Below are 14,555 nucleotides of genomic sequence, written 5' to 3'. Positions count from 1 at the left end.
CTGTCCAATGGCAAGGATGGAACCTTGCACTTTTCTTAATTATAACTTATTCCCCATCAATTACTAAGCAAAAAAAATAATTTCAGAGCCATTCTAATGATTAGGGGGGTGTTTTAATTGAAAAAAGCAATAATGGCTCTCGGCATTTGCGGAACTGTAGCTATGACGGGATGTGGGGCCGATGATGATCAGGCTTCACCAAATGGACGTGATGGAGGGGCTGGAATTTACCAGCAGAGCGGCAACACATTAAATGTAAATGATGACCGTCCAGATTTATACAACGAAAATGGACGCAAAGGAATGAAAGACAGAAGCGAGGACTTCGGATATGTGCGCCATCAAAAAACAGGAGTGATGGGCGCCGATGATATGAACAATGCATACACAGCAATCGACCGCGAACAAATTGCAGATATGATCAGCAGATTTAGTTTAATGGCACAGAATGTAGATGATGTGTCGACACTTGTTACCGACGAGGAAGTGCTGATTGTATACGAAACAGACTCTGAGAATCGCGATCAGACTGCGGACCAGGTGAAACGTATGGCGATGTCAGTAGTTCCTCGCTGGTTCCATGTTTACGTGTCAGACGACACGACGCTTCGGAATGAGGTCGAGAACTTTGCCTCACTCGATACAGATAGCCGCGATGTCGACGATTTGGTCGATGGCGTCGTAAAACAAATGCTTAAATCTCCTCAAGGCCGTGACATGACTACTGGTGAAAATGCCAATGGTGAAGCAGAGGGCGAACTGAACGAAGAAACGGACAAAGACGATATCTCAAGACAGATGCAACAAGGAAAATAATGAAAAGAGTTCAGCATATGGTGTATGCTGAACTCTTTTTTTTAAAAGAAAATGTTCTGTAGTGTCTATGGGCTTTACGCTTGCTGAGCTTCCTGCTCTGCAAGCTGCTGTCTATGTTTAGCGGCTGAATTAACCTGCTCATCCGCATGATAGGATGAACGAACAAGTGGGCCTGCTTCACAATGGCTGAAGCCTTTTTCAATCGCAATTTCCCTCAGCTCGGCAAACTCGTCTGGGTGATAGTACTTTTGGACCTCAAGATGCTTCTTGGAAGGCTGCAGGTATTGACCAAGGGTAAGGATGTCCACATTATTGGCACGCAAATCGTCCATAGCTTCAATTAATTCTTCTTTCGTCTCGCCTAATCCAACCATTATACTGGATTTCGTCGGGATATCCGGCTGCATTTCTTTTGCACGGCGAAGGAACTCAAGTGAACGCTCGTAAGTTGCTCGAGCACGGATTCTTGGCGTCAAGCGCTTAACAGTTTCAATATTGTGGTTCAGGATATCTGGACGGGCATCCATGAGAGTTTTCAGGTTTTCCTCCACTCCGCCCATATCTGAAGGCAGTACTTCAATTGAAGTAAATGGATTTTTCTTACGAATTGCTCTTACTGTCTCGGCAAAAACAGCTGCTCCCCCCATCCTTCAGGTCATCACGTGCAACGGCAGTTACGACGACATGCTTTAGGTTCATAAGAGTAACGGAATCCGCCACTCTTTCTGGCTCCTGCCAGTCAAGCTCAGTCGGAAGGCCAGTTTTTACAGCACAAAAACGGCATGCACGTGTACATACATCCCCAAGGATCATGAAGGTTGCAGTTCTTCTTACTGCCCAGCACTCGTGGATGTTCGGGCATTTTGCCTCTTCACATACAGTATGTAGATTTTTCTCGCGCATCATCTTTTTTAAGCCTGTATAGTTTTCATTCGTGTTTAACTTTATTTTCAGCCAATCAGGCTTTCTCTGTACCTCTTTTTTGCTCATTATTTTCACTCCATTCCTGCTGCATTACATCAAGAACACCATGTAAAAATCTAAACCGGTATACAGCTTCTGATGTCACTTTAACACAATGAAAAACTATCGACAAGTACGGTAAACTTGCGATTACCATTATTTAATATTTATGAAAAATCCCCATCATCGCAAACTATAACAAGAAAAGCGGAAGCGCTTTGTTCAGTTCTGCCAGCGCTGGAAGACCTTGACAGTGAAGTCTTTCTTTGCCTTTATTGACAGGACCGAAAACGAAAAGCGGAGGCGACTGTCAACTCCGACTAGCGCTGGAAGACCTTTACAACGAAGTCGTTCTTTGACTTCATTGGCAGGACCGCAGCGTCTCGACGGGCTTTTTCAAGAATAAAGCGCTGATGCTGGAAATTAAAGGACCTATATCTCGAAGGGAGGAATACGGTGAAATTCCTTAAAACAGTTCTCGTTCTTTTTTTACTATCACCTTGCTTGTTCGTCAATAATGCAGCTGCAGCTGAGCAGGGGCAAGAAGATGTATATAAAAAAAGGATGGAACTCTATAACAAAGTAGAAGCTGTCACCCAGATTCCCTGGTACTATATTGCTGCGGTAGACCAATATGAGCGGAATGTCCGCCAGGCAAGGAAGGATTTGCCTAAGGCTGAAGGTGTTGCCGGGGTTTATTTTAAGCCTGAAGAGTGGGCAGGGCTTCTGAATCCTAATCCGGAGGATGACAATCCCGTTTCCATTCAATTTTTCAATGGAATTGGATTCGATGGGAATGGTGATGGCAAAGCCAGTTTAAAGGATGATGAAGATGTACTCCAGGCTTTTGCACAATACTTACTTTCTTATGGGACCGATCATGAAAACTTAAAAATTGGACTGTGGAATTACTATAAGCGCGACAAAACAGTTGGGATCATCATTGGCAAAGCGATGATTTACAAGCATTTCGGCAGGTTAAATCTCGATACACATGTATTTCCTATGCCACTCAGGAGCAACCACAGCTATAACAATACCTGGGGCGATGCCCGGGGCTGGGGCGGCAGACGAATTCATGAAGGTACCGATATATTTGCTGGCTATGGGGTGCCTGTACGCGCGACAGGATACGGAATCGTTGAGATGAAAGGCTGGAACAAATACGGCGGATGGCGGGTCGGCATTCGCGATATAAATAACACTTACCATTATTTTGCTCACTTAAGCGGCTTCGCAAAAGACCTTAAGGTAGGGCAAATAGTTGAGCCTGGAACCATAATCGGAGGTGTTGGCAGCTCCGGGTATGGACCTCCAGGAACAAGCGGCAAATTCCCTCCCCACCTGCATTACGGTATGTATAAGGACAATGGGTATACCGAATGGTCATTTGATCCCTATCCACATCTGAAAATGTGGGCTAGACAGGAAAGAGCAAGACTGAAAAAATAAATATGAAAAGCGCAAGCGCCTTGTTCAGCCCCGACAAGCGCTGGATGGCCTGACAGTGACGTCGTTCTTTGACTTCATCGGCAGGACGAAGCGACTCGAGGAGTTAGGAGCCGCAGCTATAGACATGCGTCTCGAGGGGCTAGGCGCTGAAGCTAGACAATTCTCGAAGCGGAAAATTTATACTTTCTGGTAAACAAAAAGGCCAACCATTCCGGTTGGCCTTTCCATTTTATGAACGGGCTTTCCTTACTGCGTGAATGACACTCGCAGCAAGTCCTCCCCAGATAATTACCACACCTGCAACCATCATTACTAATGCACTTAAATCCATTATTTTGAAACCCCCTTGTCTTGTGGAATTTCGTATAGCGATTTATCCCATTTCTTCACATTGGCAAAAACAAATCCGGCAACGATCGCACCGATCGCCACAAGCCAGCCAGAGTAAAGATTAAACATCACTGGGTAGCCGCCGTAGCTTGTTTTAATATCTGTCAGGATGTTCATGACCATCATGATACCCAAAACGATTGGAGTGATATATTTCAAAGAAATGACCCACCAGCTTCCAAGGCGGATATCAGAGATTTCATCAGCGTGGCTGCGGAGGCTGTTCAGCTCCTTCGCTACCCAAACGATAAAGACAACTTCGACAAGCCCTGCAAGAGCAACACCATAGTTATTGATGAACGCATCCGCTGAGTCGAGGAAGTTCAAACCGCCCTGAGTTGCAAACAGAATCGAAATCAAAGCAGATAGACCGCCGCCTATTGCTACAGCTTTTGTACGGGAAACATTGAATTTATCCTGCACACCTGCAACATAAGTCTCAACGATTGAAATCAATGAAGATAGTCCGGCAAGTGTCAAGCTGACGAAGAATAGTACTCCGAAAGCTGCGCTGAATGCTGGCAATTCATTAATGATTTGCGGGAATACCGCGAATGCAAGGATTACACCTTTGCTTACTACCTGGTCGATTGGTTGACCCGATTGCATTGCCATGAAGCCCAATGCCGCGAATACCCCGATACCAGCCAGCAACTCAAAAGAAGAGTTAGCAAATGCTGTAATGAATGCGTTGTTTGTAATATCAGATTTCTTAGGAAGATAACTTGAATAAGTGATCATGATGGCAAAAGCAATGGATAAACTGAAGAAAATCTGTCCATAAGCCGCAACCCATACTTTACCATTAAAGATCTGGCTCCAGTCTGGCTTGAAGAATGCATTGATACCATCAACAGCTCCATCAAGAGTCAATGCGCGAACAACGATTACCAAGAATAAAATAACAAGTGCAGGAATAAAAATTTTGTTCGCAACTTCGATACCTTTCTTAACTCCCTTGAACAAAATACCAAGAGTAATGACCCAAACAATGACTAATGGAAGGAATACACCAGGTACGATACTTCCAACCTGACCAGCGTCGACTACTTTTAGATAATCACCCACAAGGAATGTCAGCGGGTCGTCTCCCCATTGCTTGCTTAGCGAGAAATAAGCGTAGGACATTGCCCATGCGATGATAACTGCATAATAAGTCGAAATGACAAAGGATACAGCAAGCTGCCACCAGCCAATCCATTCAGCTCCTTTACGGATTCTAAAGTAACTTAATGGTGCAGAACCGCGATATTTGTGACCGATTGTGAATTCCAAAATCAAAATTGGAATACCTGCTGTCAAGAGTGCGAATAGGTATGGGAAGAAGAATGCTCCCCCTCCATTCTCATATGCTACTCCCGGGAAGCGCCAAATATTTCCCAACCCGACTGCCGATCCTACTGCGGCAAGAATGAATCCTGCCCTCGTTCCCCACTGTGGACGATTTTCCATTATTAATCCCCCTCGCTTTCTAATTATCTGGAAAATGTTGATAATTAGAAAGTTTTATATTTTCAGATTATTTAGTCTAGGAATAGTATAGCTAGTTTTTAATTGCTTGTCAAAATATTATTTAGTTCATAATAAAATTTTTCTAAAAAAATTTTCCCAACTATACCAATACTCCCTATTAATTAGGATTCTATTCCTACTTTTTGAAAAATATGAAAAAAGCTGTCTGAAAGTCAGACAGCCTTAACATTATTCTGCAAGATTTTCTTTTAACACTTCTTCCTGTGTTGTCTTGCTTCCAAAAATGAAAGCAAAAGCAACGAGCAGGATTGCCACAACCGCAAGTGCTCCTAAAGTGCTGCCAGTGAATCCAATGACCAGGAATCCTGCAGATGCAATCGCAGCGGAAATCAATGCGTAAGGCAGCTGGGTCATGACATGGTCTAAGTGGTGCGCGCCAGCTCCTGTTGATGAAAGAATCGTCGTATCGGATATTGGTGAGCAGTGGTCACCAAAAACCGCGCCCGCCAATACAGCTGCTAATGCTGGCAGCATGAGCGTGATATCAGCTGCAGCAGCGATATCGCCGGCAATTGGAAGCAGGATGCCGAATGATCCCCATGAAGTCCCTGTTGAGAAAGCCATGATTCCAGCTACAAGGAATAGCAGGAACGGCAGGAATGAGGTATTAATATTAGAGCTTTCAACAATACCAGCTAGATACTTGCCTGTTTCAAGTCTTCCAATCAAATCAACAATGACCCATGCGAAGACCAGGATATAAATAGCCGGGAGCATTGACTTAATGCCCTCAACAATCCCTTTGCTAAAAACATTAGCATTAACGCCTTTTAAAACTACTGCCTGCCTTACAAACAGAATCAGCGCAACAGCTAGGCCGAGCAATCCGCCAGTAACAAGAGACTTCGTTACATCTGTGTTTTCGAAGATCGCTAGGATGGTAACATTGCCTTCCACAGCGCTTGCTCCAGTCCAAAGCATCATACCTACAGTTCCAGCGACAAGGGCTACAATCGGCCATACAAGGTCTCCAACTGTTCCTTTTGTGCTTGTAGGAAGGTCATCCTTCAGTTCTCCCGGTACAGGCTTGTCCTGCGAAACGACAATTCCTTCAGTGATCGCACGTTCTTCATGCTTTTTCATAGGTCCAATTTCGATATTTCGAAGAGCAACGATAAAGACCATGGCTAACGCTGCCAGTGCGTAAAAGTTCATAGGCGCCATTTGCATGAAAGCTGAAAAAGCCGTATATTCGCTAACTCCATGAGCAGCAAGAATGGTACCAATCAAAGCAATAATGTATGCACCCCAGCTCGAAATCGGCGAGATGACACAGACTGGTGCAGAAGTAGAGTCAATCAAATAAGCAAGCTTAGCACGCGAAACCTTTTGTCGGTCTGTAATCGGACGTGTTATTTGGCCGACTGCCAAAGCATTGAAATAATCATCAATAAAAATAATAATCCCTAAAAATGCGCCGACTAACTGTGCGCCTACTCTGGTTTTAACACGCTTCATCGCCCATTCACCAAACGCGCGGCTTCCGCCTGAGATGGAAATGAATGCAGTGATGGTTCCCAATAATAATAAGAAAAGGATGATGTACAAGCTATATGTGTTCAGTTCTCCATCTGCGACAACGATTGCTTTTGCCGCATCCCACACGATAGCAAATGTTTCTGCGATATTAAATTCAGCTAGCAAAAAAGCCGCTGCGATGATGCCCGTCCCCAGCGATAGCAGCACTCGCCTTGTGATCACTACCATTAAGATTGCCACTAATGGCGGCAGCAATGAAAAAATTGTGTTTTCCATTCTTTCTTTCTCCTCCTTGTTTTTGACAGGGGGAAACTTTTACATGAACAGAGTTTAGTTGCTTCCTTTTAAAAAAATACAAAAAAGGGCAACGATAGAGAACATTCTATCGCTGCCCTTAATAAGCAACTAGTGTCTCCATCACGATCTGTAGCTCCCCATTATGGATATACCTCCATAATGACAGTGATACTCTTGTTCAAAGTATCCCCAGCAATAAAAAATGTGACTCACTTCCTATTGCTTCGGCAAAATTCCCTTTGAGCTGTGATCAACGTTGTCATCCTCACACAGCCTACTATTGAATCCTGCGCCTCTACCCCATCGGAATGATGTGGTTTATTATTCAATTGATTTTATAATATAACAATATCGCTAACTTGACAACTGTTTTTATTCGCCGGGAAGCTGGATAGCTGGTGTTGTAGATCCTCCGCCATTGTAAAATTGAGGTACTTTTCCTGGGTAGTAGAAGCTGCCAATTGGAATGTCTTCTTGAACCGTAGCTACTTCAGTCGAAAAAGGAATAATAATTTGCACATTGACCTTCACCCTAACCGAAACATTGATCAGTGTATTGTTAATGCCGTGCTCCTCTGTTTCCCAGACTACATCAGCAGTCACATCACCAATCGCGTTGAACTTGACCGGAACCCTCGGACCCATATTACCTAGAAGTGCATTATTGGTGGCCTGCCCTAATGGAACATAATAAATGATGCCTGCTTCCCTGTCTTCCTCATCGGTGACAAGCTCGACATCTGATAGCAACTCAAGCGAGGTGAGATTCCCTCTTTCAGCTTCTTTTAAATTCATCTGTACAATGTTAGTCGTTTCTGCTTTTACCCTGTTGATGATTTCAGTATTAAATTTCACTACAGTGGTCGTTCCGTTATCTACTGGCACAAACTCAATTACTTTATCAATATCCATGCCATTGGCAATCTTCTTATTGATTGCTTTATTGATTACAAGCGTAGCAATTTTTCTTGTTTGAGATCTTGCATAATCCATTAATGTGGGCTCGAGCCCTTTATCTATGATCCACAGCCCTGCTGCTGTTGAAAAGGAAAAAAAGACGAATGTCAGCAGGAATACATACCTGAAAGGCAAGGGCCCTTTCCGAGGCAGCCGCCGGCCGAATTTTGGCAAAATAAATCCCCCCTCTAAAGCTATATGTATGCTTCAAAGGGGGGAACTAGCCTAAAAAGTATTGAAAGATGTGCCTGCACACCTGAAAAAATTAATAATTAGCGGCATACTCATACTTAATAATCGTATCACAGCTGACGATCATCAAGCTTAGGTTCGACTGCAAATCAAGCTGGTATGGTTCTACTTTTCGTCCGTTTTCCTCCAGTATACGAACAACAGGGCGCTCACTCAACCGAGGATTCTGCTCAGCCACTACTCCCTTTCGCCCATCGCTTAACATGACGGTAAGGTCGGCTGGATATATTGCTACCGATCTTCGGAAGGCATCGACTACCTTCGGATCAAACAGACTGCCAGAACCCGAATAGAGGATTTCAAGCCCTTCATGCGGAAGCATCGCTGGACGATATACTCGATTAGAAGTAACCGCATCAAAAACATCAGCCACACCAAGTATCTTTCCAAATAAGTGAATCTCGTTCTCTTTCAATCCACGCGGATAGCCTGCACCATTCAAACGTTCGTGATGCTGATAGGCACAATGAGCCACGATCAGCGGGACGGTCGGGATATTCCTGAGCATCTGAAAGCCATCCTCAGCATGGGCTTTTATGACTTGGAACTCTTCCGCAGTCAGCTTGCCTGGTTTTGCTAAAATTTCTTCTGGAACCATCATTTTTCCAACATCATGTAAAATCGCACCAAGTCCCAGCTGCTCAAGCTCTTTTGGGGTCAGCTTCATTTCGATTCCAATCGCCAAGGCATATAAAGTAACATTCAATGAATGAGAAAAAATATAGTGGTCATGCAGAAACACATCGGACAGCAAATTCAACAGCTCTTTGCTTCTTTGAAGCTCATCAAGTAAAGCACTGATCAGCTTCTTAAATTCCCTCGCTGATTTTTCCAGTACAAAGGTTTGTGAAACCTTCGTATCCAGCTGAACTTGCTTGAATGTATCCCCAATCGTCATAATCGCATTAACGCGCAATTCATCAGAAATGGAATTTCTCACAATGATATCGTCTGTATCAGGGTCTTTGATATAAATATAGTCAATACCAAACTCTACAAGTCGGCTAAGAATTTTGCCTTCGAGCCTTGCACCTACGTTTAAAAGAACCTGGCCCTTATCATTATAGATGACTTTACCAAGTAAAGCCCCTTCCTCTACCGAAGTGGTGGCTACGAGTCTCATGTCAATTCCCACTTTATCTGTTAGTTGGTGGCGGCTCATTTCGGCGATAATTTCGCAATAAGCCAAAAAACAAGAAAATTTTACATAAAACGACAATATTTTCTTATATTTTATCACAATAATTATATGAGTGGTGATACCTTTTGTATTTTTGTGTTGGGAAAAAAGTATATCAACTATTATATCGGATAGTTCCATTGCTTCTTAACAATTGCCACAATATCATCACGCAAAAAGACAGCCCCCCAGGCTGTCTTTTTAATTCATGAGCAGCAATGCTTCTTTGCCGATCATACCTTTTATTGCTCCTAGGTTCTCCGCTTCATACGTGACGGACTCAAGCGGGGACTCAAGCAATTCCTCGATAGTTTTTACGCCAACCGCCCTGCCGGCAATGACCTTCCTGCTCTTAAGTTTTTCATTGAGAAGTGCGACATCCAGAGCACCGCACATAATATATCCTTTATCGCCTGTAACGACAAGCAGGTTTGTTTTCGGCAGTTTTACAGATATGCATAAAAACGTCCTGCCTTCAATCTCGATAGGTGACATGTCGATCATGATCACAACTCCCTCCTTCAATCCCAATAACACTCTATGAAGGAGATAGGAAAAGCGTGATATTTTGATTAAATATTTGTTATTAATCTTATATCAGGAAGCTAAAAAAATCTGCGCAATAATTATGCTTTCCTGCTCTGTCTTGAAAAAGACTCAAGCTTCCACTCAAGTAAATTGCGAAGGAACTCGGGTAGCCAGTATCGTTTTTCCTCAGCCCGCTGGATTTCTGGGAAAAAACGGCCGAAAGTAAACATATCAGGAATCGCCAGCGTATAGTGCTCCTTGGCGACGATCAGCTTACCATTGATAAGGACCTGGGTGACGTTCTCTTTTTGCCGAAACTCAATGCCATCGTACTCCATGACGCCCATAACGGTGCCGCGGAAACCAAGGCCCTTTATTTGCAGATGTGGCCATTTTCATCCCTTGTCTGAAGAAGCACTTCTTTTAGCTCGGCGCCTGACATTCTGATCGTGCAAGGGTTGATTGGGTGCGGACAAATTTCGAGAAGGTCGAACTTCGTTACACTTCCCTGCTTCAGGCCTTTAAGGATCATCCCGGCATTCATAAACGCACAATCTGCATCGCACCATTCTCTTAGTGCCTGAGTGAGCATAATGGAAAGCTTCGAATGCTGCAGCGGGTCTGCCGTTAAATCCTCTGGCAGTATGGTAACACGTTCTGCCATCAGCCTTTTGCCTTCGAGGAAATAACCTTCTGCGACTTCCAGCTCGTCATGAGCCTGATCAGCTTCGTTCATATCATAGAGTATCGCTTTCTTATTCAGAATTTCTTTTGTTTCCCCATCCAGCTTCAATGTCACATGGTCAGTGTAGTACCCAAACTTCCCTGCTCCTGCAAGCAAGCTGCCTCCAACTTCTTTTCCCTCGTGTAAAATATGGTGGGTATGCCCGCCGAGAATGACGTCAATTTCAGGGAACATCTCGGCAATCATTTCATCCTCATGAATTCCTAAATGTGACAGGAGGATAATAACATCTGTTTCCCCTTTTAACTGATCCACGCATTTCTTTAATTCATCGATCGGGTCGTTCAGCTTCCAGCCCAGCTGTGCATAAAACCGCGCAAAATTAACTGTGACGCCAATGACACCGATTTTAGTCCCGCTTTTGCTTATGTATATATGATATGGCTTAGTCCACTCCGGCCTGCTGCCATCCAGATTATATAGATTTGCTATCAGCATTTCGAAATTCTTTTCAAGATACATCGAATCCAGGTCTTCGAAAGGAAGAGTGATGCCTTCATTATTACCTATTGTCGCTGCATCATAACCGGCTTTATTCAAAAGACGGCAATTCGCCTTTCCCCTGGTTGCATCTGATAACGGATGCCAGCGGTCCATATGGTCACCGATATCGAACACAAGAACTTCGTCGCCCTCTTCCTCGTGCCAGCGCCGCCGCTCAGTCACCAGCTTATGGATGCTTGGCCAGTGCTCCAAATGGCTATGCAAATCATTCGTATGGTATATATGAATAACTTCTTCCATCTAACCATCCATCCTCTTTTTAAAAATGAAGTACCCTCCTGCATGTTGTCAGGAGGGAACCAGCGTCTTAAAACAAATCCAGTTGCCTCGGATTTAACCCTTCATACTCTATGTCCAGCAGCTCCACCATCTGTTTGGCATTATCAGCAGCATCCCCGCCGGAATTGTTGTTGAACAATGCGAAAACCTGTGATGTGCTTTCGTTTAACTTTTTCAGGTTTTCTTCCCATACTTTTAATTCTGCATGATTATAACGATATAAATAACGGACTTCCCTCCAATCCTGGCCTTTCCCTTTCTTGTTCCAGCCATGGACATTACGGCCGTGAAAGCGGACGAGCACTTTATCTTTGGAGGTGGACTCGAGTACTGTCGGAATCGATCCTTGACCTGCCTGCGGTTCATCGCAGATGCTGTGGATCCACTTTTCCTCCCTCATAAAATCCAGTGTCTTCTCGCGCATATCATCAGTAAACCATGACTGATTGCGGAATTCCAGCGCACAGTCGATATCCCCCATATGATCACGGCACCAGCGCAAATAATCGACATTCTCTTTGCGCAGGTCGAACCACGGCGGAAACTGGAAAAGCGTCATTGCGTGTTTATTCGCCTCAAGATAAGGCTTTAGCGACTCTTTGTATGCAGTGAACATCTCATTTTTATCAGCGAAAGGAATTTCACCTCGTTGGTGCCCTGTCATTCCCTGGTAAGCTTTAACGATGAATTGAAAATGATTCGGTGTATCATCTACCCATTTCGCGGCATTCCTCACAGGCTGCACAGCATAAAAAGAGGCATCGACCTCAACTGCTGGAAAGTGGCTGGAGTACTCCTTCAGTTTATCACGCGCTGAAACCTTGCCTTCATATAAACTGTTATGGTCTCCCCAGCCCGTTAAGCCAACATTAATCATCTGTGCACCTCCATTTTAATTTTATGATAGCATAATTAACTTCTGAATAAGAACTAAGACATCGTTTAACCTTAATTCCCAGTTTTTAAAGAGAGAAAACAGCTATCTGTTATAAATGATGCTTCATTTTCAGGAAGCATTACTGCCTTTAGCCGGTATTCACTACCATTGGGCTCCCATTCACTACACTTAAGCCATTAATCACCGCTTTTTTTGGTAACCACTACATAATCTCGCCGAATCACCACGAAATCTCGGATAATCACCACGAAGTTTCAGATAATCACTATCTTTTTCAAATGATAGAAGTACTTATATCATTTGTTCACGATTCAAATCCGGAATTGCACACTACCATGGAATATTCGCACATTAAAGCTCAATAATTGCCCAATGAAGTGCAGTATTTCCGTTATAAAGTTGATTAATTGCGTAAACAAACCTCTTAATTGCGTAAATATTCCTCCTAGCTGCGTAAACATTCCTCATAGCTACGTAAGCATTCCGCTTAATTTCGTCAACATTACTCTTAATTGCTTAAGCAGTGCTCTTAATTGCGTAAACATTCCTCTTAATTGCGTAAATATTCCTCTTAATTGCGTAAACAATCCTCTTAATTGCGTAAATATTCCTCTTAATTGCGTAAACAATCCTCTTAATTGCACATTTTTCCAACAAACTGGTAATCATTCTGTATTACTATGCTTTTATAAATGCAAAAATCCACCTGCCGACGCAGGTGGATTCCCGTAACTATTTTTAACCAATTGAACCTTCCATTTCGAACTTGATCAGGCGGTTCATTTCGACTGCGTATTCCATTGGCAATTCTTTTGTGAATGGCTCGATGAAGCCCATGACGATCATTTCTGTTGCTTCTTCCTCAGAGACTCCGCGGCTCATCAGGTAGAACAATTGCTCTTCTGATACCTTGGAAACCTTTGCTTCGTGCTCAAGAGAAATGTTGTCGTTCAGGATTTCATTGTATGGAATTGTGTCAGATGTTGACTTGTTATCCATGATTAATGTATCGCACTCAATGTTTGAGCGTGCGCCGTCAGCTTTGCGTCCGAAGTGGACGATACCGCGGTATGTTACTTTTCCGCCTTGCTTTGAGATTGACTTTGATACGATGGTTGATGATGTGTTTGGTGCAAGGTGGATCATTTTCGCACCTGCATCCTGGTGCTGGTCTTTACCAGCGATTGCGATGGATAATGTCATACCGCGCGCGCCTTCACCCTTAAGGATGACTGCCGGGTATTTCATTGTCAGCTTGGAACCGATGTTGCCATCGATCCATTCCATTGTCGCGTTCGCTTCACAGACCGCACGCTTTGTAACAAGGTTGAAGACGTTGTTTGCCCAGTTCTGGATTGTCGTATAACGGCAATATGCGTCTTTTTTGATGATGATTTCAACGACAGCACTGTGAAGCGAGTTCGTTGTGTAAACAGGAGCTGTACATCCTTCAACATAGTGTACGTGCGCGCCTTCATCAACAATGATCAAAGTACGCTCGAACTGGCCCATGTTCTCAGAGTTGATGCGGAAGTACGCCTGAAGCGGTGTATCCACTTTGATTCCTTTAGGAACATAGATGAAAGATCCGCCAGACCAGACCGCAGAATTCAATGCTGAAAACTTGTTGTCTGTTGGAGGGATGACTTTTCCGAAATGCTCACGGAAAATGTCTTCGTTTTCTTTCAGAGCAGAATCTGTGTCTTTGAAGACGATTCCTAGATCTTCAAGCTCTTCCTTCATGTTGTGGTATACAACCTCTGATTCGTATTGTGCAGAAACACCTGCAAGGTATTTTTGCTCAGCTTCAGGAATCCCAAGCTTATCGAAAGTCGCCTTGATTTCATCAGGAACTTCATCCCATGATTTTTCAGAGCGCTCAGATGGTTTTACGTAATAGGTGATTTCATCAAAGTTCAATGAAGCCATGTCTCCGCCCCATTGAGGCATTGGCATATTGTAGAAATGCTCCAATGATTTTAAACGGAAGTCCAGCATCCACTGGGGCTCTTCCTTCATTTTTGAAATTTCTTCAACGATTTCACGCGTCAGGCCGCGCTTAGACCGGAAGATGGAAACGTCTTTATCGGAAAATCCGTATTTATAATCACCGATCTCTGGCATTTTTTTAGCCATCGTCGAATTCCTCCATTCTTAAAGCAGGGAAACCGGGGTTTCCCGCTTTGTAGTTGTTCGCTGCAGGCCAATCCCCCGCAACTCAAAAGCAAAGCGTAGGCGCCTTGGTCAGCCCCGACAAGCGCTGGAGGGCCGACCAGTGAAGT

Annotated in this window: 13 protein-coding genes, 1 pseudogene and 1 riboswitch; of the genes and pseudogenes, 3 read left to right on the top strand and 11 right to left on the bottom strand. The window is 43.8% G+C overall.

Going from position 1 to position 14,555, the window contains the following annotated elements:
- Positions 1 to 117 precede the first annotated feature (117 nt).
- The gene (locus LC048_RS01560) at positions 118 to 816 is read left to right on the top strand and encodes a YhcN/YlaJ family sporulation lipoprotein (RefSeq protein WP_226601761.1); all 699 of its coding nucleotides are present in this window, start codon (positions 118 to 120) and stop codon (positions 814 to 816) included.
- 74 nt (positions 817 to 890) lie between these two features.
- On the opposite strand, the pseudogene lipA reads toward LC048_RS01560, so the two are convergent.
- Positions 891 to 1,806: pseudogene (gene lipA / locus LC048_RS01555) on the bottom strand (lipoyl synthase).
- Positions 1,807 to 2,283: 477 nt separating this feature from the next.
- Here lipA and LC048_RS01550 point away from each other — a divergent pair.
- Positions 2,284 to 3,231 (top strand): M23 family metallopeptidase, encoded by a 948-nt coding sequence (locus tag LC048_RS01550; RefSeq protein ID WP_264188338.1) that lies wholly within the window; start codon positions 2,284 to 2,286, stop codon positions 3,229 to 3,231.
- Between the two features lie 55 nt (positions 3,232 to 3,286).
- Positions 3,287 to 3,424, top strand: coding sequence for a hypothetical protein (locus LC048_RS01545; protein WP_226601759.1), 138 nt, complete (start codon positions 3,287 to 3,289; stop codon positions 3,422 to 3,424).
- A 36-nt stretch (positions 3,425 to 3,460) separates the two neighbouring features.
- Here LC048_RS01545 and LC048_RS01540 read toward each other — a convergent pair whose 3' ends face one another.
- From LC048_RS01540 to sufB, 10 genes are all read right to left on the bottom strand, one after another.
- Entirely contained in the window at positions 3,461 to 3,562 is a 102-nt protein-coding gene (locus LC048_RS01540) for a methionine/alanine import family NSS transporter small subunit (RefSeq protein WP_226601758.1), read from the bottom strand.
- A complete protein-coding gene (locus LC048_RS01535) occupies positions 3,562 to 5,073 on the bottom strand; it encodes a sodium-dependent transporter (RefSeq protein ID WP_226601757.1) in 1,512 nt (503 codons plus the stop codon). The genes LC048_RS01540 and LC048_RS01535 overlap by 1 nt, the downstream gene beginning before the upstream one ends.
- A 249-nt stretch (positions 5,074 to 5,322) precedes the next feature.
- Entirely contained in the window at positions 5,323 to 6,909 is a 1,587-nt protein-coding gene (locus tag LC048_RS01530) for a Na+/H+ antiporter NhaC family protein (protein WP_226601756.1), read from the bottom strand.
- A gap of 143 nt (positions 6,910 to 7,052) precedes the next feature.
- Positions 7,053 to 7,236, bottom strand: a riboswitch (Lysine riboswitch).
- A gap of 66 nt (positions 7,237 to 7,302) precedes the next feature.
- Positions 7,303 to 8,061 carry a sporulation protein YunB gene (gene yunB, locus LC048_RS01525; protein WP_226601755.1) on the bottom strand — a complete coding sequence of 253 codons (759 nt, stop codon included), beginning with the start codon at positions 8,059 to 8,061 and terminating at the stop codon, positions 7,303 to 7,305.
- Between the two features lie 91 nt (positions 8,062 to 8,152).
- A complete protein-coding gene (locus LC048_RS01520) occupies positions 8,153 to 9,262 on the bottom strand; it encodes an HD-GYP domain-containing protein (RefSeq protein WP_306049258.1) in 1,110 nt (369 codons plus the stop codon).
- A gap of 258 nt (positions 9,263 to 9,520) precedes the next feature.
- Positions 9,521 to 9,823 (bottom strand): YunC family protein, encoded by a 303-nt coding sequence (locus tag LC048_RS01515; protein WP_306050408.1) that lies wholly within the window; start codon positions 9,821 to 9,823, stop codon positions 9,521 to 9,523.
- 122 nt (positions 9,824 to 9,945) lie between these two features.
- The gene (locus LC048_RS01510; protein WP_306049257.1) at positions 9,946 to 10,194 is read right to left on the bottom strand and encodes a hypothetical protein; all 249 of its coding nucleotides are present in this window, start codon (positions 10,192 to 10,194) and stop codon (positions 9,946 to 9,948) included.
- A gap of 26 nt (positions 10,195 to 10,220) precedes the next feature.
- Complete coding sequence (locus LC048_RS01505; RefSeq protein ID WP_306049255.1) at positions 10,221 to 11,336, bottom strand: bifunctional metallophosphatase/5'-nucleotidase; 1,116 nt, start codon at positions 11,334 to 11,336, stop codon at positions 10,221 to 10,223.
- Positions 11,337 to 11,403: 67 nt separating this feature from the next.
- Complete coding sequence (locus LC048_RS01500) at positions 11,404 to 12,252, bottom strand: DUF72 domain-containing protein (protein ID WP_226601752.1); 849 nt, start codon at positions 12,250 to 12,252, stop codon at positions 11,404 to 11,406.
- A gap of 759 nt (positions 12,253 to 13,011) precedes the next feature.
- The gene (sufB, locus tag LC048_RS01495; RefSeq protein ID WP_306049253.1) at positions 13,012 to 14,409 is read right to left on the bottom strand and encodes a Fe-S cluster assembly protein SufB; all 1,398 of its coding nucleotides are present in this window, start codon (positions 14,407 to 14,409) and stop codon (positions 13,012 to 13,014) included.
- Between the last annotated feature and the right edge of the window lie 146 nt (positions 14,410 to 14,555).

The sequence above is a fragment of the Mesobacillus subterraneus genome, from assembly GCF_020524355.2.
Lineage (GTDB): Bacteria > Bacillota > Bacilli > Bacillales > Cytobacillaceae > Mesobacillus > Mesobacillus subterraneus_C.
The sequence above is the reverse complement of the archived record's forward strand: the minus strand, read 5'-3'. Positions and strand labels throughout refer to the sequence as shown.

Excerpts from the sequence above, each read along its gene's own strand:
- LC048_RS01540 (WP_226601758.1), bottom strand. The coding sequence starts at position 3,562 with ATGGATTTAAGTGCATTAGTAATGATGGTTGCAGGTGTGGTAATTATC.
- LC048_RS01535 (WP_226601757.1), bottom strand. The coding sequence starts at position 5,073 with ATGGAAAATCGTCCACAGTGGGGAACGAGGGCAGGATTCATTCTTGCC.
- LC048_RS01530 (WP_226601756.1), bottom strand. The coding sequence starts at position 6,909 with ATGGAAAACACAATTTTTTCATTGCTGCCGCCATTAGTGGCAATCTTA.
- LC048_RS01520 (WP_306049258.1), bottom strand. The coding sequence starts at position 9,262 with ATGAGACTCGTAGCCACCACTTCGGTAGAGGAAGGGGCTTTACTTGGT.
- LC048_RS01515 (WP_306050408.1), bottom strand. The coding sequence starts at position 9,823 with ATGATCGACATGTCACCTATCGAGATTGAAGGCAGGACGTTTTTATGC.
- LC048_RS01510 (WP_306049257.1), bottom strand. The coding sequence starts at position 10,194 with ATGGGCGTCATGGAGTACGATGGCATTGAGTTTCGGCAAAAAGAGAAC.
- LC048_RS01505 (WP_306049255.1), bottom strand. The coding sequence starts at position 11,336 with ATGGAAGAAGTTATTCATATATACCATACGAATGATTTGCATAGCCAT.
- LC048_RS01500 (WP_226601752.1), bottom strand. The coding sequence starts at position 12,252 with ATGATTAATGTTGGCTTAACGGGCTGGGGAGACCATAACAGTTTATAT.
- sufB (WP_306049253.1), bottom strand. The coding sequence starts at position 14,409 with ATGGCTAAAAAAATGCCAGAGATCGGTGATTATAAATACGGATTTTCC.